Below are 20618 nucleotides of genomic sequence, written 5' to 3' on the forward strand. Positions count from 1 at the left end.
ACGGTCCCGCGCCGCGGACCGGGCCCACCAGGGAAGAACCGGCAGCAACGCATACCCCGGGGTCGGCGCGTTCGTCCCTGACCCGGGCGGCCGGCGGCGGGCACGCTGACCTCGTCGGCCCCGACCCGTGGGCCGGCCGCCATCACCTGCGGGAGGTTCACCGTGACGCACACCGAGACCGCGACCGGCACGGGCGGCGAGGAGTTCCGCCCGGGCACCGACGAGGTGTACCTCGTGGTGCGCAACGACGAGGAGCAGTACTCGATCTGGCGGGCGGACCGCCGGATGCCGGCGGGCTGGCACCCGGAGGGCCTGCGCGGCTCCCGGCAGGAGTGCCTGGACCACATCGACGCGGTCTGGACGGACATGCGCCCGCTCAGCCTGCGCCGTCGGCAGGCCGGGGCCGATGTCTGACTCCCGCCCCGGTCCGCTGCTCGCCCGGTCGGCGCACGCCCCGCCGCAGGTGCCGCCCGGACCGCTGTGCCCCGCCGTGACGGACCTGTCCGGGCTGTGCTTCGGCGCCCCCGTCCCGGGCCCGCGGGCGCCGCGCCGGCCGGTGGAGCTGTACCTGGCCGAAGTGGGCCGGCAGGACCGGCTCGGCCTGCGGCGGGCGCAGGAGCTGCTGGACGCGGAGGAGCGGGCGCGGGCCGCCGCCTTCCACCGGGCTCGGGACCGCGACGCGTACGTGGTGGCGCACGCGGCCCTGCGGGGTGTGCTGAGCCTGCTGCTGGGCATCCCCGCCGGCGCGCTGCCGCTGGTCCGGGAGCCGTGCGCGGGATGCGGGGGCCCGCACGGCCGGCCCGCGCTGCGCACGTCCGGGGTGCACTTCTCGCTCTCGCACAGCGGGGACCTGGTGATGGTGGCGCTCGCTCCGACGCCCGTCGGTGTCGACGTGGAGGGACTGGCCACGGCTCAGGCGGTGCTCGGCGCGCAGTCCGCGCTGCACGCGGCGGAGGCGGCGGAGCTGGCGCGGCTGCCCGCGCACGAGCGCCCGGCGGCGTTCACCCGGACCTGGGTCCGCAAGGAGGCCTACCTCAAGGGACTGGGGACGGGGCTGGTGCGCGATCCGGCACTGGACTACGTCGGCACCGGGCCGCGGCCGGGCGCTCCGGCGCCGGAGTGGACCCTGCGGGACGTCCTGGTCCCGGCGGGCTACGCGGCGGCGGTGGCCCTGCGGACGGGGTGAGGCCGCCGGGAACGGGGAGCGGGGACCAGCCGGTGGGCCGGTCCCCGCTCCCCGTCGCCGGGGCACGTGCGGCGCACGCCTTCCTTCACGAATTCCCCACGCCTGTAACGGAGTTCGGCGCGATACGATCACGCACGTGACCGCTCCGGAACCGACCGTCCTCGCCACGTCCGGAGGCCACCGCGTCGGCACGCGCACCCGGGTCCTCCTCGATGCCCTGGTCCACCACGCGGTCGACCTCTCCGGCGTGCACGGCAGGCGTCCGCGCATCCTGTACGTCGGCACCGCGATCGGTGACACCGAGCACGTGACGGCGCGGATGGCGGAGGCGGCCCGGGTGGCGGGCTTCGACCTCACTCCCCTGTCCCTGTTCCCGATGCCGAACGTCGAGGACGTCGAGGGCACGGTCCTGGCCCACGACGTGGTCTGGGTGATGGGCGGTTCGGTGGCGAACCTGCTCGCCGTGTGGCGGGTGCACGGGCTGGACGCGATCATGCGGCGCGCCTGGCGGGCGGGCGTGGTCCTCGCCGGGGTCAGCGCCGGTTCCATCTGCTGGTTCGAGGGCGGCGCGACCGACTCCTTCGGGCCCGAACTGCGCCCGGTCACCGACGGGCTGGGCCTGCTGCCGTACGGCAACGGCGTGCACTACGACTCCGACGCGGGCCGGCGCCCGCTGATCCACCGGCTGGTCGCCGAGGGCACCTTCCGCACGGCCCACTGCACCGATGACGGGGTGGGCCTGGTGTACCGGGGCACCGAGCTGGTCGAGGCCGTGACGGAACTGCCGGGCAAGGGCGCCTACGTGGTCGAGCGCGCGGGCGCCGGGGCCGTGGAGGAGCGGATCGAACCGCGGTTGCTGCCGACGCCCCGGTACTGACGCGGCGCGGTACGGGCACCGCCGGGGGGACGGGCGGGGCCGCGCTCGCCGCCCGTGTCCCCCGTCCCCCGCGCCGCCGCCGTCCCGCGCGTCATACCAGGCCGTGGCGCACCGCTCGGGCGACCGCGTGCGCGCGGTTGCGGGCCTGGAGGCGCGCCATGACCTCGTAGACGACGTTCTTCACGGTGTGTTCGGAGCAGTCCAGCTGCCGTGCGATGTCCGCGTTGGCGTGGCCCTCGGCCATGAGGCGCAGCACCGAGGTCTGGCGCATCGTCAGGGCCGGCGGCCTGGCGTCGTGCGGGTCCCGCCCGCCGGCGGGCGGGCCGCCGGCCAGCAGGTGCGACAGTTCCGGGTAGGGGATGCTCGCGTGCGGGTGCGCGGCACGCCGGACGGCCGCCGTGAGGCTCTCCGGCGTGAGTTCGGTGCCGCGCAGGACGGCCGCCCCCGCGCGCAGGGCCCGCAGCAGTCCGGTCCGGCTGACGGTGTCGCACACGAGCAGCAGCGGCCCGGGGTCCCGCCGTGCGCGCAGGGCCTGTTCGGCGTCCTCCGCGACGACCACGGTGACGCTCCCGGCCTCCGCCCGCCCGTCGGCACAGCGCAGCCCCGCCCGACGGGCGAGCGCACGGACGCGCTCCGCACCGCGCGCGGGCAGCACGCACAGAACCACGGGAGGCTCGGCGGGCACGCCGGGAGGGGCGAGCGCGGCGGACACCCCAGGGCTGGGGAACACCGCAGGAACGGTGAGTACGCCGGACCCGACCGCTGGGGCGAGCGCGGCGGGCACGACGGGTGCCGCGGGCACGGCGGACACCCCAGGGCTGGGGGACACCGCAGGAACGGTGGGTACGCCGGACCCGACCGCTGGGGCGAGTGCGGCGGGCACGACGGGTGCCGCGGGCATGGCGGTGGGTACGGCGGGCGGGCGGGGCGCGGCCGGGAGGGCGGGGGCCGTCACAGCAGGCCCGCCCGGAGGGCGTAGGCGACCGCGTGCGCGCGGTTGCGCAGCCGGTACCGCTGGGTGATGTCGTGCACGACGGTCGTCACGGTGCGCGGCGAGTAGGCGAGGCGCTGGGCGATCTCCGCCGTCTCGTGCCCGTCCGCGACCAGGCGCAGCACCGAGCGCTCCCGGTCCGACAGGCTGCCCCCGGCCCAGCCTCCGTCGTGGCGGGCGTCGGCCGGGCGGTCCAGGACCTCTTCCAGCAGGTCCGTCGGCAGGGTGCAGTCGTCCTGCGCGGCGGCCAGCACCGCGTGGGCGAGATGCGGGCCGTCCGCGTCGCGGCGCAGCAGCAGGCCGCGGGCGCCGGCGGCGAGGGCGTGCAGGGCGTCGCCGGCGGCGAGGGCGCCGGCCACCAGGACGACGGCGGGACGGTGCGGGTAGGCACGGGCGATGCGCACCGTGTCGAGCTCGGCCGGTCCGAGCCGGTCCACGGTCAGCACGGCGACCCGGGCCTCTCCGGGCTCGCACAGGGTCAGCTCGGGGCAGGCGAGCAGGGTACTGCGGGTGCCGGCTTCCAGCACCGGGTCGAGGGCGACCACACCGACGGGTACGGGTGCTCCCATCTGCTGCTCCTTGGAAGGTCGTCCGCCCGGTGGTGAGCACGGGGCGGTCTGGGCGTTCTGTGCGACACCGTGCGCCCGCCGGGGTCGCGGCGGCATCGGTAGTCGGTCCCCACCTTTCTCGCCCCCTCCCGCGGGCCGGGCCCGTCGACGCCGGCCGCCCGGCGTGCGGGAACCCGTCCGGAGGGCGGCCGGGGCGGCGAACGCCCGTGCGGACGGGGCGCGTCGGCCGCGCATGCGGGCGGCGCGGCCCGGGCATGCGGGGGCGCGCCCCGGAGATGGGGGCACGGGGTCCGCGGAGGCATGGGGGCCGGGTCCCCATGGGGGCACGAAGCCCCGGTCATGGGGGCCAAGTAGCCGCGACGGGCCCGGCGTGCGGCTCTCACCGGGAGGGCCCGGGGGCGCGTACCGGGGTGGACGGCCGGTATGGGGGGCTGGCCCGTCCCCCGTACGGGAAACCTGGGTAGCCCCGCTGACCTGCGGTTCTCCCAGGTGCGGAGGGTTCAGGCGGCGGCCGCTCCCCATCGGTGGGGCGGGTCCGCAGGAATATGGGGGTCACTTACCCATGTAGGGGCCGTGGGGGTCTGACACCTTCTTCCTCGTGACTGAGACCGCCAGCCTCCCGACCTCCCGGAGCGCCGGCCTGCCGCTCGCCTGGTGGGCCCCCGCGCTGACCCTCGCGGAACGGCTCGCCGCCCCCGGACGCCCGGCGGCGTCCGCCGGCTCCGCGGCCACCGGGCGCGCGCCCTGGGCCGCCGGGGACGGCGAGGGCTTCGCCCTGCGGCTGGCCCACCTCGGAGTGGACGCGGCGACCGCGGCGGCCCTCGCCACGGAACCCGCCGGGCGGCTCGCCGCCCGCGCGGCCAAGCCCCGCTGGGCCGCGTACGCCGAGGCGGCGCTGGACGCCGCCCCCGAGGGCCTGGACGAGCTGACCGCGGACGGTACCGGTCCCGACGTCTTCGCCACCGTCGTACGACCGCTCGTCGCCCCGGCCGCGGACCGGCTCGGCCGCCTCCTGGCGGACGTTCCCGCCGCCGAACAGGCCGTGTGGCAGGCGGCGTTCGAGCGGCGCCTGACCGAGCAGCTGGTACGGCAGGCCGCCCGCACCCTGGTCCACGAACTCTCCCTCGCCCGGCGCGCCCGGCAGCTCGAAGGAGCGGGCCCGCGCGAGCGCTTCGCCTCGTTCGTCGCCGCCACCGGCAGCCGCCGGGGCCTTGCCGCGCTCTTCGCGGCCTACCCGGTGCTGGCCCGGATGCTCGCGCAGACCGCGCTGGACGCGGCGGACGCCGCGGCGGAACTGGTGGCGCGGTTCCAGGCCGACCGTGACGAGCTGGCCGGGCGCCTCCTCGACGGGCGTGGGCCCGGGGTGCTGGCCGGGGTCGAGCTCGGTCTCGGCGACGCCCACCAGGGCAACCGGGCGGTCGCGATCCTGCGCTTCGCCGGTGGGGACCGGCTCGTGTACAAGCCCCGCCCGCTCGACCAGCACGCCCTGCTCGACGGACTGGTGGCGTGGCTGGGCAGCAAGGTGCCGGGGCTGGCGCTGCGCACGCCGCGCAGTGTGCGCCGAGTGGGGTACGGCTGGCTGGAGTTCGTGGAGCACCGCTGGTGCCGGTCGGTGGCCGAGACCGACTCCTTCTACCGGCGCCAGGGTGCGCTGCTGGCCCTGCTGTACGCGGTGGACGGCGCCGACATGCACTACGAGAACGTCATCGCCTGCGGCGACCAGCCGGTCCTGGTGGACGCCGAGACCCTGCTGCACACCGGGCTGCCGGGGGCCATGACGGCCGGCGCCGATCCGGCCGCGGACGCCCTGCACGCCTCCGTGCACCGCACCTGCCTGCTGCCCCACCTGCTGATCGGCGAGCACGGCGCGCTGGACATCTCCGCGCTGGGCCGGTCCACCGACGGCACGTTCCCGAGCGAGGGGCTGCGCTGGGAGGACAGCGGCAGGGACACCATGCGGGCCGTACGGGCCCCCGTGCTCAGCCCCGCCGCGCAGAACCAGCCGCTGCCCGAGGTGGCGCCGCTGGAGCGGGCCGACCACCGGGCGGCCCTGCTGGAGGGATTCCGTACCGCCTACGCGGTGCTGGCCGCGCACGGCCGCGAACTGCTGGCCCCGAAAGGGCCGTTGGCGGTGTACGGGGGCAGTGCGGCCCGGCTGGTCGCGCGCTCCACCCGTCTGTACGTCACGCTGCTGGAGGAGTCCGCCCACCCCTCGCTACTCGGGGACGCTCTCGCCCGGGAGGGGGTGTTCGCGGTGCTGTGGACCGAGTCCGAGCACGACGAGGCGCGGCTGCGGCTCGTCGAGCACGAGATCGCGGACCTGTGGCGCGGCGACGTACCGCTGTTCGTGCATCGGCCGTCCGGTACAGGGGTCCGGACGGCCGACGGCACCTGGCTGCGGGAGGTGCTGCCGGTGGCGAGCCTGGACGCGGTCGGCGGGAAGCTCGCCCGGATGGACGAGGTCGACTGCCACGACCAAGAGTGGATCATCTCGGCCACGCTGGCGGCGCGGGAGGCCGGTTCGCCGCCGGCGCTGCGCTCCGAACTCGCCGTCGCCCCGCCGCCGGCGGTCGCGCCGGACGCCTCGCGGCTGCTGGCCGCCGTGTGCGGCATCGCCGACGAGATCTCCGCCCGCGCGATACGGGGTGGTGGCCGTACCAACTGGCTCGGTCTGGAGCAGGTCTCGGGGCCGCACTGGGCCGTGCTGCCGATGGGCGCGGGGCTGGGGCAGGGCTATTGCGGCGTCGCGCTGTTCCTGGCCCAGACGGCCGCGCTGACCGGGGCCGGGCGGTACGCCACGCCGGCCCGGGAGGCGGTCCGGGCGCTGCCCGCCCTGATGAGGGCGCTGGCCGCCGATCCGGAGCTGAGCGCGGCGGCGGGACCCGGCGCCTACGACGGGCTCGCCGGCATCGTCTACGCGATTCCGAGGCTGTCGGCGCTGCTGGGGGACGACCTGACGGGTTGTCTGCCGGACGCGCTCACCGCGCTCGGACACGCCGTCGCCGCCTGCTCCGACCCTGGGGTGGCCGCCGGTACGGCCGGGGCGCTGGCCGCCGCCGTCGCCGTCCACGAGGCGACCGGGGCGCCCATGGCCCTGCGGCTCGCGGACACCGTGGCGGACCTGCTGCTCGCGACGGCGGGCGGGCAGGGCCCGCGGGACCGGTCCCCGGCCGGGTCGGTACGCGACGACAGGGGACCCAACTTCCCTGAGCACAAAGGCCTTCGGGCACGCGGCGACGGCTCGGGCTTCGCCTTCGCGGACGGTGCGGCCGGCATCGGCTGGGCGCTGCGGCGCTACGCCGACCGCCGCCCGGAGCGCGCCGCCGCGCACGCGAGCGCCGCCGACGCCCTGCTCCGTGCCGCGGTCCGGGACGCGGGGGCCGCGTCCGCGGACGCCTCCTGGGTCTCCGGGTTCGCCGGGGTGGCCGCCGTGGCGCCGGCGGACGCGGCAGGCGCGCCGGCGGCCCGGCTGGCCGACGCCGAGGTGTGTCCCGGTCTGAGCCTCGGACAGGGCACCCTGGGCACGCTGGAGGCCCTTGCCGTGCTCGCCGGACAGGACGACGCGGCCGCCGCCGAAACATTGCACCGGCGTACCGGACAGGTGCTCGCGCTCGTCGAGGCGCGGAGCCACCGCTGTGCCACACCCGACCACGTGCCCTCGCCCGGGCTGCTGACCGGACTGTCCGGCATCGGCTACGGGCTCCTGCGTCTCGCCCACCCCGACACCGTGCCCTCCGTCCTGCTCCTGGGACAGCCCGGCCACTGACCGATCACGCGCCTCCGCTCCTCGGCACCACGGCACCACGGCACTTCAGCCGGCTTCACCCGTGCACGCCCGCTCGGACCACCAGAAGGGGACCACCGTCATGGACAAGCACCTCGCCTCCACCGCCACCGAGATCACGGCCGACACCACCGCCGCCGAGGAGCAGGACGCCGCCGGCGGGATCACGCTCAAGGGCCGCAACCGGGCCTGCGCCCGCGCCCGTGTGCTGGCCGGCATGGTGCTCACCAGCGGCATCGTCATCACGCTCAGCACGCTCGACACCTCGGTCTCCGCGCCGCGTTGACACCGGGCCGGTCGCGACGGACGTGATGGCGCGGGCCCGCTCGGCGGGCCCGCGCCGCCCGTGTGCGCACGGCGCTCCCCGGCGGCGGTGACGGAACGTCTGCGGGGCTGCGCGACCTGCCGCGAACCCCGCCGTCCGATTACTATCTGCGGTCATGCGTTCTCATACGCCTTCGCTGGTCGGACGGGACTCCCAACTGACCCTGCTCGAACGTGCCCTGGCCGATGCGCGCCAGGGCCGCGGCGGTGTCGTCTTCCTGGTGGGAGAGGCGGGCGTCGGCAAGTCACGGGTCGCGGCGGAGGCCGTCGGCGGGGCGCTGGGCGCCGGGATGCGGGTGCTCAGGGGCCGCAGCAGCACCACCGGTCCCGCCGTACCGTTCCGGCCGTTGACCGAGGCCCTGATGTCGCTGTTCCGCGGCGGCGAACCCATGGACGACCTGGCCCTCGGCCCCTACCGGCCGGTCCTCGGGCGGCTGATTCCCGACTGGGACACCGGGGAACGCGACAGCAGTTCCATGGTGATCCTGGGCGAGGCGGTGCTGCGCCTGCTGATCGCCGCCGGGCGCGGGCAGGGCCAGTTGCTGCTGCTGGAGGACCTGCACGACGCCGACCCCGAGACGCTCGGCGTCCTCGAGTACCTGGTGGACAACCTGGAGTACTCGCCCGTGCTGCTGCTGGCCACGGTGCGGACCGACTTCAGCGACGCCCTCGACCTCGCGCAGTCCGCCCGCCGGCGCGGCGCCGCCGCCCTGGTGGAACTGCCGCCGCTGACCCGGCCCCAGGCGCACGAGATGATCGCGGCGCAGCTCGGCGCCGGCGGCCCGGAGCAGGTGCCCGCGGCGGTGCTGGAGCGGCTGTGGGAGGACAGTTCGGGGAGCCCGTACCTGGTCGAGGAACTGCTGCAGTCGATGATCGGGGCCGGCACGCTGGTGCAGGGGCCGGAGGGCTGGCGGGCCGTCGGCGATTTACGCAGTGACGTTTCCTCGTCGCTGGCGCGCGGCATCCTGCGTCGCATCGACCGCCTCGGCGCGCAGGGCCTGACCCTGCTGTCGGCCGCCGCCGTGCTCGGCCGGCGCTTCCCGCTCACGGTCCTGCAGCGCATGACCGGCGTCGACGACCGTGCCCTGCTCAGCCATCTGCACGCGGGCGTGGCCGCGCGGCTGGTGATCGCGGACGAGCCGGCGCCCGACTGGTACTCCTTCAGGCACTCGCTCACCGTCGAGGCCCTCTTCACGCAGATGACCCCGGGCCAGCGCGCGGACCTGGCCCGGCGGGGCGCGGAGGCCGTCGAGGAGCTGCACCCGGACCTGGCCGGCGACTGGTGCCCGCTCGCGGCCGGGCTGCGCAGCGCGGCCGGCGACGACGTGGAGGCCGGGCTGCTGTTCGCGGACGCCGGCGGGCGGGCGCTCGCGGCCGGGGCGCTCGGCTCCGCCGTCACCCTGCTCGGCCGGGCCGAGAGCCTGCTGGCCGACGCGGGCGACCCCCAGGCGCGGGCCATGGTGCTGGAGAACCTGCTGCCGGCCCTCGCCGAGGCCGGTGACTTCGCCCGCGCCCTCGACCTGGCCGAGGACCTGCACGCGCTGGACGGCTCGGGCCTGAGCCCCGTCCGCCTGGCCACGCTGCACACCCGGCTGGCCAAGGTCGCCCACACGGCGGGCCGGTGGAGCGACGGCAACCGGCAGATAGCGCGGGCCCGGGCGGTGCTCGCGACCGCGCCGGACGAGTCGGCCACGGCGGCCGTCGACGTCACGGCCGCCTACCTGGCCCTCGACACCCCGGGACCCGACCGCACCCAGCAGGCGGAGAAGCTGGCCCGCTCCGCCGCCGACACCGCCGAACGGCACGGGCTGCCCGTCGTCGCCTGCCAGGCCCGGGAGCTCCTCGCGACGGTGGCCCGCGAACGGGACCCCGAGGAGTCGGCCGCGATGCTCGGGCAGGCGCTCGCCACGGCGGAGCGCCACCGTCTGCCGCTGCAGCGCATGTACGCGGCCACCCGGCTCGGCGGCAACGCCTGGCTGGCCGACGGCGACACCTCGGGCCTGCTGGCGGCCCGCGAGGAGGCGCTGCGGCTCGGCTCGGTGAACATCGTGCACACGGTGGACGGCATCCTCGTCCTGGACGCGGTGCTGCGCGGCCACTACGACACGGCCCGCTCGGCCGGCGCCGAGTGCCTGGCCGTCGTACGGCGCCTGCGCCTCGCGCCCGCCGTGCGGTACGTCCTGATGGCACAGGCCGTCCTGGAGGCCCACCACGCCGACCGGGCGGCGATGGAGCGCGCGCTGGCGGCGTTCGCCGAGTGGGACGGCTCCGGTTCGCAGGAGGAACCGCTCGGCCTCGGCCTGGCCCGGGCGTTCTGCGCCCTGCTGGAGGAGGACCGCGACCTCGCCCGCGACGAACTGCGGCGGGTGCTGGCGCTGGAGGCGGGCAACCCCTCCACCTACCATCTCGGCGGCGCCCACGGCCTGGTGCCGCTGCTGGACGTGCTCGCCGGGGACGCGGACCGGGCCCGGCACGAGGAGATCACCGCCACCGCCGTCGCCCGGATGCGCTGGAACCGTCAGTTCGTGCTGCTCACCGAGGCCGTACTGCTGGGCCGCGAGGGCCAGGGCGAACGGGCGGCGGCCACGGTGGAGTCCGCGCTCATGGCGGCCGAGCCCTACCCGCTGGCCCAGCACCTCGGGCTGCGGCTGATCGCTGACGCGGCGCACCAGGACGGCTGGGGCGATCCGGTGGGCTGGCTGCGGCGGGCGGAGCACTACTTCCACGAGCGGGACGTCCAGGCCGTCACGGGCGCCTGCCGGGCCGGGCTGCGCCGGCTCGGCGCGTCGGTGCACCAGCACCGCACCGGCACCAGCGGCATCCCCGACCTGCTGCGCGCCCAGGGCGTCACGGTGCGGGAGTTCGAGGTGTTCCGGCTGCTCGCGGAGCGGCTGAGCAACAAGGACATCGCCGACCGGCTGTTCATCTCACCGCGCACGGCCGAGAAGCACATCGCGAGCCTGATCACGAAGACGGGGGCGGCCAACCGCGCGGACCTGTGCGCGCGGTCGGCCGCCCTGCGGGACGCGTAGGGGTGCGGTCCGTACGGCGGTCTAGCGCATCTCGCGCACCTGGCGGGAGGCGAGCACGGCCAGCCCGGTGAGTGCGAGCACCGCGGCCACCACCCCGAACAGGGCGAGGGCGTCGACCCGGGCCAGCGCCCCGCACACGATCAGGGACAGCGGGGCGGCGGCGTACCCGAGGACCATGTCGACGGACACGACCCGGCTGAGCACGTCCTGGGGGATGTTCCGCTGGATCCAGCTGAGCCCGAACACCCCCTGGAAGCCGATGGCGAAGCCCATGGCGAGCACCGTCGCCACCACCGCCGCGGTGCTGTGGACCAGGCCGAGCACGGCCATTCCGGCGCCCAGCCAGCCCGCGAGGCCGGCCACCAGCAGGCCGACCCGGGGCCGGCCGCCGAGGGCGCCGCCCGCCAGCGTGCCGAGCATGGCGCCGCCGGCGAGGGAGCCGTTCAGCACGCCCAGGGTGGTGGAGCCCCCGCGCAGCACCTGCTCGGCGAGGGTGGCGAAGCCGACCGTGAAGGGCCCGGCGTAACAGAAGTTGACGGCGGTGTCGAGGGCGACGATCGTGCGCAGCCGCGGGTCGCGCAGGGTGAAGGTCACGCCCTCGCGGATCCGTGCGCCCAGGGACGCCTGCGGCTGCTTCCCCCCGGCCTCGCCCGCACCGCGGCCGGCCGGCCGGGATCCGGTGCGGATGCTCGCCACGCACCAGCCGCACAGCGCGAAGCAGACGGCGTCGACGAGGAAGGCGACCGGTGCCCGGGTCATGGCGATGACGAGGCCGCCGACGGCCGGTCCGATCACGGCCGCGGTCCGCGAGCCCGCGCCCAGCAGCGCGTTGGCCGGTGTCAGCAGGCTCTCGTCCACCACCGAGGGCAGGATGGACACGCGCGCCGGCTGGAAGAAGGCGTCGACGGCACCGAACGCGGCCGCCGCGGCGCACAGCATCCACACCGTCAGATGGCCGGTGAGTCCGGCCGTTCCGACCGCGGTCATCAGCCCGGCCCTGGTCCAGCTGGAGGCGATCATCAGGGTCCGGGTGGACAGCGAGTCGCCGAGGGAGCCGCCGACCAGGGTGAGCAGGGCGCGCGGTACGGCCTGGAAGGCGAGGACGTAGCCGAGGGTGAGGGTGGAGCCGGTCAGGCCGAGGGTGATCCAGGAGAAGGCGACGACGCTGAAGCCGTCGCCGAGCAGGGACAACGACTGTCCCAGCCACAGGAGTCGGAAGGGCCGGTGCCGGGCGGGTGCCCACAGCCGCGGACCGGCTCCGGCGAGGGTGGTGGCCATGGTGTGCCTTTCGTCGTGCGGAGTGCGCCGGGGTCCGGTCAGTAGTGGACGGGCAGGGCGGTGAGGCTGCGGTTGAGGAGCGAGGGCTGCCAGCTGAGCCGGCCGGGGTCGGCCAGGGCGAGGCCGGGATGGTCCTGGACCAGGGTTCGCACGGCGGCCACGGCGACCAGCCGGGCCAGTGCGGCGCCGATGCAGAAGTGGGCGCCGAAGCCGAAGCCGAGGTGGGTGGCGCCGGTGCGGCGCACGTCGAACCGGCCGGGGTCGGGGAAGCGGCCCGGGTCGCGGTTGGCGGCGGCCGTGACCAGGAAGACGCGGTCACCGGCGCGCAGGGTGCGGCCGTCCAGGTCGAGGTCGCGGGCCGCGGTGCGGATGGACATCTTCGAGGGGCCGTCCAGGCGCAGCGTCTCCTCCACGGCTCCCTGCGCCAGTTCGGGGTCCTCGCGGACGGCGGCGAGCGCGCCGGGGCGGGTGTGCAGGGCCAGCACGGTGTTCGCGATCAGGTTGCTGGTGGTCTCGCCGCCGGCGAACGCCATCTGGGTGAGCATGCCGACGAACTCCTCCTCGGTGACCGAGTCCCCCACCCGGCCCTCCCCCAGCACCTGGCTGATCAGGTCGTCGGCGGGCTCGGCCCGGCGCCGGACGACGAGGCCGGCGAGGTAGTCCTCCAGGCTCACCAGGGCCTGCAGGGAGGCCCGGTACTCGCTCTCCTCCTGGGCGGTGCCGAGGACGAGGTCGGCGACGCGGGCGTTCCAGTACCAGAAGGAGGGGGCGTCGGTGGGCGGGATGCCGAGCCAGCGGGCGAAGACCAGCGCGGGCAGGGGCTTGGCCACGTCGGCCATGAGGTCGCCGGTGCGGCCGGGGGCCGCCTTGCGGGCCAGGACGGCGCGGGTGGCCTTCTCGGTGAAGGTGCGGTAGCGGGCCACCGCCCGGGCGGCGAAGGCCTCCTGGAAGACCTGGCGCAGCCTGCGGTGGCGGGGCGCGTCGTTGAAGACCATCCAGCGGGACAGGATCCCGAAGGCCCGTTCGGCGTCCGCGCGGGCGCCCTGCGGTACGGCGTCCATCAGGGGCCGCACCCGGTCGGCGGAGACGGCGGGGTCGCGCAGGCAGCGCATCACCTGGTCGTAGCCGGTGACGAGCCACGCGTGGTGCATGGGGCTCCAGTGCACCGGTGCGTGCTCTCGCAGGGCGTCGAGGTGCCCGTAGGGGTCGGCGACCATCTGCGGGGAGAGCAGGTAGCGCTCGGTGAAGGCGGCGACGGGGGCTGCGGTGGTCATCGGATGTTCTCCGTCCCGAGGGCGGTGAGCAGTTCGGCGATGCCGGCGACCCGCGGCTCGGCCATCATCGACATGTGGTCGCCGTCGCTGATGTGCAGGGTGAGTCCGCCGCCGGCCACCTCGCGCCAGCGCTCGACGTAGGTGTCGTAGTCGACGTCCAGGCCGGGCATCGTGCGGCCGCGCGGGAGTCCGGCGGCCTCGCTGCCGACCACGAGGTGGATGTGCCCGGGGTAGGGGCGGACCTCGTAGGCGGCGAGCGCGGCCAGCAGCGAGTGCCACACCTCGATCGGCGCGTCCTCGACCAGGGCCGCCTCGGCGGGGCTCATCCCGGCGCCGAGCAGGGTGGCGGTCAGTTCGGCCGTGGCGTGGTCGCGCTGCGGGGAGGGCGGCGTCCCGCGCAGCCGGTCGCGCAGGCGCAGGGCCGTGCGCAGGTCCTGGGTGACGCCGTTCAGCCGGGCGCGGGCGGCGCCGTTGGGCAGGTACGGCTCGATCAGGACCAGCGGCGCGGTCGCGTGTCCCGCCCGGTGCAGCTGGGTGGCCATCTCCAGGGCGATGTTGGCGCCCATGGACCAGCCGAGCAGGGCGTGCGGGCCGCTGCCGCCGGGCCGGTCGGTGATCTCGGCGACGTAGTTGGCCGCTATGCCGGTCACAGTGCTCGGGTCCACCCCGCCGAGCAGCCCGCGCGCCTGGAAGGCGTGCACGGGCCTGCCGGGCGGCAGGGCGCGGGCGAGCGGCACGAACCAGGCGGCGCTGCCGCCGGTGGGGTGCACGCACCACAGGGGCTCTTCCTCGTCCTCCCCCTCGCCCGTGCCCTCGCGCAGCCGTACCTCGGAGGTGACGGCGGCGGGCAGCGCCGTTCCGGCGGTCCGGGTGGCGTGGGCGGCGAGCTGGGCGACGGTCGGGTGCTCGATGAGGTCGCCGACCGAGACGGCGAGCCCGCGTCCGGCGGCCATCAGGGAGACGCGGACGGTGGACAGCGAGCTGCCGCCGATGCGGAAGAAGTCGTCGTGGACGCCGATGCGGGAGAGCCCGAGGACCTCGCGCCAGATCTCGGCGAGGATTCTCTCCGCCGGGGTGGCCGGGGCGACGTACTCGGTGTCGCGCTGGGCGAGTTCGGCCGGCGGGAGCGGCAGGGCCCGCTTGTCGATCTTGCCGCTGCGGTTGACCGGCATCTCGTCGAGGACGACGAACCGGGCGGGCACCATGTAGGCGGGCAGCGTGGAGCGCAGGGCGCGGCGCAGTTCCCCGGGGGCGGGCCGGTCCGGGCCCGGTAGGACCAGGTAGGCGACGAGGGCCGGTTCGCCGGGCAGATCGGTGCGGTGCAGGACCACGGCCTGGCGGACCTCGGGGAGTTGCCGCAGCGCGTGCTCGATCTCGCCGAGCTCGATGCGGAAGCCGCGCAGCTTGACCTGGGAGTCGCGGCGCCCGAGCCATTCCACCGAGCCGTCGGGACGGTGGGTGCCGAGGTCGCCGGTGCGGCACAGCCGCTCGCCGGGCGCGCCGTAGGGGTCGGGCACGTAGGTGGCGGCGGTGAGGGCGGGCCGCCCGAGGTAGCCGCGGCCCACCGCGTCCCCGCCGAGGTGGATCTCACCGGGGACGCCGACCGGGACCGGCTGGAGGTCGTCGTCCAGGACGTGTATGCGGGTGTTGCGCATCGGTGTGCCGATGGGCGGGGTGCCCTGGCCCGGGGTGAGTTCGGCGGCGACGGACCAGACGGAGGTCTCGGTGAGGCCGTAGACGTTCTGGAAGCGCCGGCCGGCCGACCAGACGTCGGCGAGTTCGGCCGGGCAGGCCTCACCGGCGACCTGGAGCACCCGCAGCCCGGGGAAGTCGTCGCGGCCGAGGACGGCGAGGGCGCTGGGCGGCAGCATGGCGCAGGTGACGTGCCGCTCGCTCAGGGTGCGGGCGAGGTCGGGGCCGGGGCGCAGCTCGTCCCTGGGCGCGGTGACCAGCCGGCCGCCGTTGGCCAGGGACCAGGTCAGTTCCAGGATCGAGGCGTCGAAGCCGAAGGAGGCGAACTGCAGCACCCGGTCGTCCGGGGTGGGGCGCACCAGGTCTCGCTGTCCCTCGATCATGTTGGACAGGCCCCGGTGCGGGATGGCGACGCCCTTGGGGGTGCCGGTGGAGCCGGAGGTGTAGATGAGGTAGGCGAGGGTGTCGGCGTCGGGCTCCGGGCCGGGGACCGGGTCCACGGGTTCCGCGGGGGCGTCCAGGTGGATCACCGGTCCGCCGAAGGGTACGGTCCCGTCGAGCGCGCGCTGCGTCAGCAGGACCCGCATTCCGCTGTCCTGGGACATGAACGCAAGCCGCTCGGTGGGGTGTTGCGGGTCCAGCGGCACGAAGGCACCACCCGAGCGGAGCACGCCCAGGGCCGCGCGCACCAGGTCGGGGCCGCGTTCGGCGCAGATGCCCACGACGGTCTCCGGGCCCACTCCGAGCCGCCGCAGCCGGCGCGCCAACTGTTCGGCCTGCTCGCGCAGTTCACCGTAGGTCAGCCGCTCACCGCGGTGTTCGACGGCGATCGCGTGCGGGGTCCGGGTGGCGTGCGCGTCGACGTGCTGGTGGAACAGCAGGGGCGAGGAGGGGATCCGGGGCCCGGGCGCCCAGACGTCGAGGGCGGTGGCACGGGCCTCGCCGGTGAGCGCGGGGCGGGCGACCCGGGCGCCCGGGTCGGCGGTCATGGCCTCCAGCTGGGCGCAGTACACGTCGGCCAGTTGCTCGGCGGTGGCCGGTGCGACGAACGCGGGGTCGGCGTCCAGGGTGAACGCGTTGACGCTCGCGTTCACCAGCAGCGGGAACATGGTCCGGGCGATCTCCAGGGAGTCGTCCCAGGACTCGTGTGAGAGCCGGTGGAAGTTGACGTAGTTGAAGACCGCGTCGGTCAGCGAGGGCTCGGTGGGGCGCAGCCGGGCGATCCGCACCAGCGGCACCCGCCGGTGCGGGAGCATCTCCTGCTCGGCGGCGAAGACGTCCCGCAGGTAGTCGAGCCGGCTGCCGCGGGGGCGGGCCACGCCGAACGGCACGGTGTTCAGGAACAGTCCGCGCATCCGGTCGGCGCCGGGCACCTCCGGCCGGCCGTTGGTGACGAGGCCGATGCTGTGGCCGGACACGCTCTCGTCGCGGTCGGCGAACAGGCTCATGGTGTGGTGGAAGGCCGCGATCAGCACGGTACGGCGGGGCACGCCAGCCTCTTTGGCGAGTCGGCCGATGCGTTCGGCGAGATGGGCGTAGGAGCGGCGGGCCTCGTACACGGGCGGGCGGTCGCCGGCCTCGTCCGCGGGGCGCCTGCGGAAGGTCACGGGGCGCAGGTCGGCGAGCCGTTCGCGCCAGTAGTCCAGGGACTCCTCGCTGTTCAGGGCCGCGCGTTCCAGGGCGACGTACTCGGCGAAGGCCGGGGCCGCCGGCGGCCGCGGGGCCGTGCGGTGGGCGACGGCCTCGCGGTGCAGGGCGAGCAGGTCGGCGACGAGCGAGGTCAGGCTCCACCCGTCCAGGACGACATGGCAGTCGGTGAGGACGAGCCTGAGGTCGTGGTCGGTGACGTGGTGCAGGTGGATGCGGACCAGGGGGGCGGCGGCGAGGTCGAAGCGGCGCTCGAACTCCGCGTCGACGAACCGGCGTAGCCGTCCGCGCTGTTCCTCACGGGGCAGTGCGCGCAGGTCGGTGTAGCCGACGGGCAGGTGGGCGGTGCGGTGGACGAGCTGGAGGGGCTCGCGGTAGGTGACGAGGTCGACGGAGGTGCGCAGGATGGGGTGTCCGGCGACCACCGCGTCCACGGCGGCCTGGAAGGCGCCGAGGTCGAAGCCCTCGGGGACGGTGATCTTCAGGTCGGTGACGTTGTGGTACGCGCCGCGGCCGGGGTCGGCGAGCATCTCGTGCAGCATGCCCGCCTGGAGCATGGTGAGCGGGTAGGCGTCCGCGAGCCCGTCGGGCAGGCGGCCGGCGTCGGCGGGGTCGAGCTGGGAGAAGGGCGCGACCGGGGCCGGGGCGTCGGCCGCGTCGGTGACGAGGGCGGCGAGGTCGGCCAGGGTGCGGGCGCGGAACACGTCGGCGACGGTGAAGCCGAGCCCGGCCAGGCGGCCGAGGCCGACCAGGCGCAGGGCCAGGATGGAGTCGCCGCCGAGGTCGAAGAAGTTGTCGGTGCGGCTGACGTGTTCGGCCCCGAGCACCTGGCTCCACACCCCGGCCAGGGCCCCTTCCACCGCTCCCTCGGGCGGCACGTGCGTGCGCTGTCCCGTCGTGGCGGGGGCGACGGCGGTCAGCGCGGCCCGGTCCACCTTGCCGTTGGCGGTCAGCGGCAGCCGCTCGTGGCGGACGAACAGGGCCGGGACCATGTAGTCGGGCAGGGTCAGCCCGAGGCCCGCGCGCAGGGCGGCCGGGTCGAGGGGGCGGCCCTCGGGGGTGACGACGTGGGCGACCAGCCGGGCCGTGTCGCCCTCGCGGCGGGCCACGACGGCGACGTCGGCGACACCGGGAAGGGCGCGCAGGGCGGTCTCGATCTCTCCGGGCTCGATGCGGTAGCCGCGGATCTTCACCTGGTGGTCGGCGCGGCCGACGTAGGCCAGCTGCCCGTCCGGCAGCACCCGGACCAGGTCGCCGGTGCGGTACATGCGGGTGCCGGGCGCGCCGAAGGGGTCGTCGAGGAAGCGCTCGGCGGTCAGTTCGGGCCGGTTGCGGTAGCCGCGGGCCACGCCCAGGCCGGAGACGTACAGCTCGCCGGTGCTGCCGGGGGGTACCAGCCGGCCGCGGTCGTCGAGGACGTAGCCGTGCTGCCCGGCGAGCGGCCGGCCGATGGGCGAGCGGACCGTCCCGTCGACGTCCCCCTCGGTGATCGTGCGGATGGTGACGTGCACGGTGGTCTCGGTGATGCCGTACATGTTCACCAGGGCGGGCCGGTGCCCGGGAGCGGTGAACCAGTCGCGGTAGTCGCGGACGTCGAAGGCATCGCCGCCGAAGACGACCGTGCGCAGCGGGAGGTCCGCGAAGGAGGCGCCGGCATCCCTCAGATGGGCGCGCAGGCCCTTGAAGGCGGCCGGCGTCTGGTTGAGGACGGTGACGCGCTCCTCGCGCAGCGCCCGGTGCACGGCGCCCGGGTCGCGCACCTCGTCGCCGGTGAGCACGACGACGCGTCCGCCGCTGGTGAGCGGCGCCCACAGTTCCCACACGGAGAAGTCGAAGGCGGGCGAGTGCATCAGCGTCCACACGTCGGCGGGCCCGAAGCCGAAGTGCCGGTCGGCGGCGGCGAGCAGCCAGGCCAGGTTGGCGTGGGTGATCTCGACGCCCTTGGGGCGGCCCGTGGAGCCGGAGGTGTAGATGACGTAGGCGAGGTCGTCGGGGGCCGGGAGGACGTCGTCGCTGTCCGCGGGCTCCTCGGACGGCTCGGCGTCGAGGACGACGAGCCGGGCGGGCAGCGACTCGACGGCGGGACGGGTGGCGCTGTCGGTGACGATCCAGTCGATGCCGGAGTCGCTGACGGTGAAGGCCCGGCGCGCCGCCGGGTGGGAGGGGTCGAGCGGCAGGTAGGCGGCGCCGGCGCGCCACACGGCGAGCAGGGCGACGGCCAGGTCGGGGGTGCGGTCGAGGCAGACGCCGACGAGTGAGCCGGGCGTCACCCCGGCGGCGCGCAGCCGGCGCGCCAGGTCGCTCGCGGCGGCGTCGAGCCGGGCGTACGTCAGGGTGCGGCCCGATCCGCTGACGGCGGTGGCGTGCGGTGTGCGGCGGATGTGTTCGGCGACCCGGTCCGGGGCGGTGCGCGGGGCGGCCGCGAGCGGGTGGCCGGTGTTCGCGGGGCCCTCGGGACCGAGCAGGAGGGCGCGTTCGGCCGGGGTGAGCGGGTCGATGGCGCTGAGCGGGAGGTCGGGGGTGGCGCGGAAGGCCTCCAGCAGGGCGAGGGTGTGCCGGGCGAGGGCGGCGACGGAGGACTCGGAGAACAGGTCCGGCCGGTAGACGAAGACGAGGTCGGTGCGCCCGTCGCCCTCGCGCAGGTCGAGGGTGAGGTCGAACTTGGCGGTGGTGAGGTCGATCCGGTACGGCGTCCCGCTCGCCCCGCCGAGGGCGAGGGTGTCCGGCCCGGTGGTGTCGGTGTGGGTGTAGAGGACCTGCACGAGCGGGTTGCGGGCGAGTTCGCGCTGCGGGGCGAGCGCGTCGACGACCTGTTCGAACGGCAGCGACTGGTGGGAGAACGCCTCCAGGACACGGTCCCGGGTGCGCGCGAGCAGGGCGGCCGGGGTCGGGTCGTCGCGGAGGTCGCCGCGGAGCACGAGGGTGTTGACGAAGAAGCCGACGAGCTGCTCGGTCTCGGCCCGTTCGCGGTTGGCGACGACCGTTCCGACGGCGATGTCGCGCTGTCCGCTGTGGAAGGCCAGCGCGGCCTGGAAGGCGGCCAGCACCGTCATGTACGGCGTCGTGCCGGCCTGCCGGCCGAGGCCGGCGAGCGCGCCGGACAGGCCGGGCGGCAGGGTGAGGGTGTGGGTGGCGCCAAGGGTGGCGGTGGTGTCGGGGCGCGGGTGGTCGGTGGGCAGCTCCAGCGGGGTGAGGCCCGTCAGCCGGGCGCGCCAGTGGCCCAGGGCCGCGGACTGGTCGCGCTCGCGCTGCCAGATCGCGTAGTCGGTGTAGTCGAGGGGCAGTTCGGGCAGCCGGGCGGTGCGCCCCTCGGTACGGGCCCGGTACAGCTCGCTGAGGTCGCGGACGATCAGTCCGAGGGACCAGCCGTCGGACACGATGTGGTGCATGCCGAGGACGAGGACGTGGTCGTCGTCGGCGGCGCGGATCAGGGCGGCCCGGAAGGCGGGTTCGCGGGCGATGTCGAAGGGGCGGACGGCTGCGGCGTGCACGGCGGCGGCCAGCCGCCGCTCGCGCTCCTCACCGTCCGGTCCGGCCACCTCCACCAGGTCCAGGCCCGTGCCGCCGGCGGGCAGGACCCGCTGGTACGGGACTCCCTCGTGCTCGGGGAAGACGACCCGCAGCTGCTCGTGCCGGTCGGCGAGGTCCGCGACGGCGGCGCGCAGGGCCGCCACGTCCAGCGGGCCGGTGAACCGCCAGGCGGCCGGCAGCAGGTAGGTGGGCGCGCCAGGGTCGAGGCGGTCGAGGAAGTACAGGCGCTGCTGGGCGGCGGACAGCGGAATCCGGTCGGGGCGGGGGTGCACCCGGCGGGGCCCGTCGTCCCGTACGGCGCCGTGGCCGCGCAGCCGCTGCTCCAGCAGCCGTCGGGCGGCCGGGGACAGCGCGCCGGACGGGGCCGGGGACGCGGGTCGTACGTCGGACGTGGTCATGAGGGCACTCCGATCTGGGAACTGCGGGGAGGGGG

At 75.9% G+C, this 20618-nt stretch carries 11 protein-coding genes; 6 read left to right on the forward strand and 5 right to left on the reverse strand.

Annotated features, from left to right (window positions below; all coding sequences use genetic code 11):
- Positions 1-162: 162 nt before the first annotated feature.
- From ACZ7FF_RS06720 to ACZ7FF_RS06730, 3 genes are all read left to right on the forward strand, one after another.
- A complete protein-coding gene (locus ACZ7FF_RS06720; protein WP_470810059.1) occupies positions 163-414 on the forward strand; it encodes an MbtH family protein in 252 nt (83 codons plus the stop codon).
- Complete coding sequence (locus ACZ7FF_RS06725) at positions 407-1186, forward strand: 4'-phosphopantetheinyl transferase family protein (protein WP_470810061.1); 780 nt, start codon at positions 407-409, stop codon at positions 1184-1186. Before ACZ7FF_RS06720 ends, ACZ7FF_RS06725 begins: the two co-directional genes overlap by 8 nt.
- Before the next feature lie 136 nt (positions 1187-1322).
- On the forward strand, positions 1323-2063 hold the full coding sequence (locus tag ACZ7FF_RS06730) for a Type 1 glutamine amidotransferase-like domain-containing protein (RefSeq protein ID WP_470810063.1): 741 nt from the start codon (positions 1323-1325) through the stop codon (positions 2061-2063).
- 91 nt (positions 2064-2154) lie between these two features.
- Here the strand turns inward: ACZ7FF_RS06730 and ACZ7FF_RS06735 are convergent, their stop codons facing one another.
- Both ACZ7FF_RS06735 and ACZ7FF_RS06740 read right to left on the reverse strand, forming a co-directional pair.
- Positions 2155-2892 carry a helix-turn-helix transcriptional regulator gene (locus ACZ7FF_RS06735; RefSeq protein ID WP_470810064.1) on the reverse strand — a complete coding sequence of 246 codons (738 nt, stop codon included), beginning with the start codon at positions 2890-2892 and terminating at the stop codon, positions 2155-2157.
- Positions 2893-3014: 122 nt separating this feature from the next.
- Entirely contained in the window at positions 3015-3623 is a 609-nt protein-coding gene (locus ACZ7FF_RS06740; protein ID WP_470810066.1) for a helix-turn-helix transcriptional regulator, read from the reverse strand.
- Between the two features lie 598 nt (positions 3624-4221).
- Here ACZ7FF_RS06740 and ACZ7FF_RS06745 point away from each other — a divergent pair.
- The 3 genes from ACZ7FF_RS06745 to ACZ7FF_RS06755 all read left to right on the forward strand — a co-directional run bounded on the left by ACZ7FF_RS06745 (position 4222) and on the right by ACZ7FF_RS06755 (position 10763).
- A complete protein-coding gene (locus tag ACZ7FF_RS06745) occupies positions 4222-7389 on the forward strand; it encodes a type 2 lanthipeptide synthetase LanM family protein (RefSeq protein ID WP_470810068.1) in 3168 nt (1055 codons plus the stop codon).
- Between the two features lie 100 nt (positions 7390-7489).
- Positions 7490-7693, forward strand: a complete 204-nt coding sequence (locus ACZ7FF_RS06750) for a hypothetical protein (RefSeq protein WP_470810070.1) — start codon at positions 7490-7492, stop codon at positions 7691-7693.
- Between the two features lie 154 nt (positions 7694-7847).
- Positions 7848-10763, forward strand: a complete 2916-nt coding sequence (locus ACZ7FF_RS06755) for a helix-turn-helix transcriptional regulator (RefSeq protein WP_470810072.1) — start codon at positions 7848-7850, stop codon at positions 10761-10763.
- 21 nt (positions 10764-10784) lie between these two features.
- On the opposite strand, the gene ACZ7FF_RS06760 is transcribed toward ACZ7FF_RS06755, so the two are convergent.
- From ACZ7FF_RS06760 to ACZ7FF_RS06770, 3 genes are read right to left on the reverse strand one after another with little or no spacing between them, the layout of a single operon-like run.
- Positions 10785-12041, reverse strand: a complete 1257-nt coding sequence (locus tag ACZ7FF_RS06760; protein WP_470810074.1) for an MFS transporter — start codon at positions 12039-12041, stop codon at positions 10785-10787.
- Between the two features lie 38 nt (positions 12042-12079).
- A complete protein-coding gene (locus ACZ7FF_RS06765; RefSeq protein ID WP_470810075.1) occupies positions 12080-13315 on the reverse strand; it encodes a cytochrome P450 in 1236 nt (411 codons plus the stop codon).
- Positions 13312-20583, reverse strand: coding sequence for an amino acid adenylation domain-containing protein (locus ACZ7FF_RS06770; protein ID WP_470810077.1), 7272 nt, complete (start codon positions 20581-20583; stop codon positions 13312-13314). The genes ACZ7FF_RS06765 and ACZ7FF_RS06770 overlap by 4 nt, the downstream gene beginning before the upstream one ends.
- Positions 20584-20618: the final 35 nt, after the last annotated feature.

This window comes from Streptomyces sp. NPDC037126, assembly GCF_055605965.1.